Genomic DNA, 3,121 nt, shown 5'->3' on the forward strand with positions numbered 1-3,121 from the left:
GCGCGAGACCGCAGGGGCACAGGGGCGCGGGGCATTGGGAGGCGCGGAGCGGCAGGGGCGCGGTCAGTCGACCACGTGCCGCCCCTCCGGGCGGGCGGAGCAGGACTGCTTGAAGGCGCAGTGGTCGCAGTGCGTGCCGGTGGCCGGGACGAAGCGCTCGTCGAGGACCTTGCCGGCGGCGGTGGCCAGCAGGTCGCCGACCCACTCCCCCTCCAAGGGGTCCTGGGCCTGCACCTTGGGGAGGTCCTCGGCCTTGCGGGAGGTCGCCTGCCGCAGGTGGACCAGCTCCGCGCCGCCCGGCTCGGGGCGCTTCCCGTCGAACGCCTCGTCGACGGCGCCCTCGCGCACCGCCAGCTGGTAGACGGCGAGCTGCGGGTGGCGGGCGACCTCGCCGGAGGTGGGCGCCGACCTGCCGGTCTTGAAGTCAACGACGTAGGCACGGCCCTCGGCGTCGGTCTCGACGCGGTCCATGGAGCCGCGGATGCGTATCCGGTGTTCGCCGGCGGCGAGGGTGACGTCGAAGTCGTGCTCGGTGGCGACCGGCCGGCGTCCTGTCTCCGCGCCCATCACGTGCCAGTTGAGGAACCGCTCCAGCGCGGCGCGCGCGTTGTCGCGTTCCTGGTCGGACTTCCAGGGGGCGTCGAAGGCGAGGGAGTTCCACACCGAGTCGAGGCGTTCCATCAGGACGTCGAGGTCGGCGGGGGTGCGGCCGGAGGCCACCTCGTCGGCCAGCACGTGCACGACGTTGCCGAAGCTCTGGGCGGTGGTGGCCGGGGTGTCGGCCTTCACCTCGCGGCCCAGGAACCACTGCAGCGCGCAGGTGTTGGCGAGCTGGTCCAGCGCGCTGCCCGACAGGACGACGGGCTGGTCCCGGTCGCGGAGCGGGACCTTGCTCTCGGTCGGCTCGTGCATGCCCCACCAGCGGGAGGGGTGGGCGGCGGGCGCCAGCGGGCGGCCCTCGTCGTCGGTCAGGGCGGCGAGCTTGGCCAGTCTCCGCGCGGCGGCCTCCCGCAGGGCGTCGGAGGCCCGGGGGTCGACGGTGGTGGCCCGGAGCTCGGCGACCAGGGCGGCCACCGACAGCGGGCGGCGGGGGCGACCGGTGACGTCGCGGGGCTCGACGCCGAGTTCGGTGAGGAAGCGGGAGGGCTGGTCGCCGTCCTCGGCGGGAGCCTTGACCGCGGTGACGACCAGGCGTTCACGGGCGCGGGTGGCCGCGACGTAGAAGAGGCGGCGCTCCTCGGCCAGCAGGGCGCCCGGCGGGAGCGGGTCGGCGAGCCCGTCGCGGCCGATCCGGTCGGCCTCGAGCAGGGAGCCGCGGCGGCGGAGGTCGGGCCACAGGCCTTCCTGGACGTCGGCGACGACGACCAGGGTCCACTCCAGGCCCTTGGAGCGGTGGGCGGTCATCAGGCGCACCGCGTCGGGGCGCGCCACCCGGCGGGTGAGGGTGTCGGCGGCGATGTCCTGGTTCTCGATCTCGGCCAGGAAGTTGAGCGCGCCACGGCCGCCGGTGCGTTCCTCGGCGCGGGCGGCGGTGGCAAACAGGGCGCACACCGCGTCGAGGTCGCGGTGCGCGTTCCGGCCGGCCGCGCCGCCGCGGTGGGCGGCCCAGGCCAGTCTGCGCGGCCAGGGGGTGCCGTCCCAGAGCAGCCAGAGGGCCTCCTCGGCGGTGCCGCCCGCGGCCAGGCAGGCGCGGACGGCCCGCAGCAGCTCGCCGAGCTTGCGGGCGCCGCCGGCGTACGCGTCGTCGTGGGCGATCAGCCGCTCGGGGGCGCACAGGGCGCGGGCCAGCAGGTCGTCGGAGGGCGGCGGGAAGGGGTTGCCCGCCGCGCGCTCCTCGTCGCGCAGGGCGCGGCCGAGACGGCGCAGGTCGGCGGCGTCCAGTCCGGCGAGCGGGGAGGCCAGCAGCGTGAGCGCCGTCTCGGTGTCGAGCCACACCGCCCCGTCCCCGTCACGGCTCCCGGCCACCGCCTCACCGCCGGCGGCGGCCTCAGCCACGGAGCCGGAGCCGGAGTCGACGTCAGAGCCGGAGCCAGCCTCGTTCTCACTCCCGCTCCCGGCTTCGGATCCGCCCTCGGCATCAGCGCCGCCCTGGACCTCGGCGCCGGTGCTGGAGTCGGTCACGCCCTCGCCAGCAGCGTCGGCGTCGGCGTCAGCCCCGGCTTCGGTGTCGGCCGCGGTCGCAGCACCGGCACCGACCTCACCGTCACGGTCGCCGTCACCGTCGCCGTCGGCAAGCTCCTCGTCGCCCACGGCGGCAGCCGCACCCCCACTGTCACGGTCGGCACCCCCCGCGTCCGGGCCCCCGCCGCGGTCCGCGTCTCCCGAGGCATCACCCGACGCACCGTCCCGGCCCTCGTCGCCCGCCGTGGACGCCGTGGACGCGGCGGTGCGGGCGGTCGCCTCGGCCGTGGCCACCGCGCGCAGGGCGGTGAGGAGCGGCGCCACCGCGGGCTCGTGCCGCAGGGGCACGTCGTCGCCGTCGATCTCCAGGGGGACGCCGGCCGAGCTCAGGACGCGACGCACGGCGGGTATCGACTGGGAACCGGCCCGGACCAGGACGGCCATCTCGCGCCACGGGACGCCGTCCTCGAGGTGCGCGCGGCGCAGGACGTCGGCGACGTTCTCCAGCTGCGTGCTGCGGGTCGGGTAGGTGTACACCTCCACCGAACCGCCCTCGCGCTCCGGCACCAGCTCCCGGTGCGCCCGCACCTTCGCGGCGGGCAGCCTCGTCAGCGGCATGCGCCGGGTGAGCAGCCGGGTCGCCTCCAGCAGCCCCGCGCCGGCCCGGCGGGACGTGCGCAGCACCTCGACCGGCGCCGGAGCGCCGTCGGCCCGGGGGAACGCGTGCGGGAAGTCGAGGATGCCGTTGACGTCGGCGCCGCGGAAGGCGTAGATGGACTGGTCGGGGTCGCCGAACGCGACCAGCGTCCGCCCGCCCCCGGCCAGCGCCCGCAGCAGCCGCACCTGGGCCGGGTCGGTGTCCTGGTACTCGTCGACCAGCACCGCGTCGTACTCGGCGGCGAGCCGGCCGCCGACCTCCGGGCGGTTGACGAGCAGTACCGCGCGGTGCACCAGCTCCGCGTAGTCGATGACGCCCTGCAGGTCGAGGACGTCCAGGTAC

At 76.5% G+C, this 3,121-nt stretch carries 1 protein-coding gene; it reads right to left on the reverse strand.

All coding sequences use genetic code 11. The features are described from left to right. Positions 1-63: 63 nt before the first annotated feature. Positions 64-3,121: ATP-dependent helicase (locus tag ACOV8S_RS15155; protein WP_448318353.1), on the reverse strand; the 3,058-nt coding region annotated here is incomplete at its 5' end.

This window comes from Streptomyces sp. CO7, assembly GCF_053474865.1.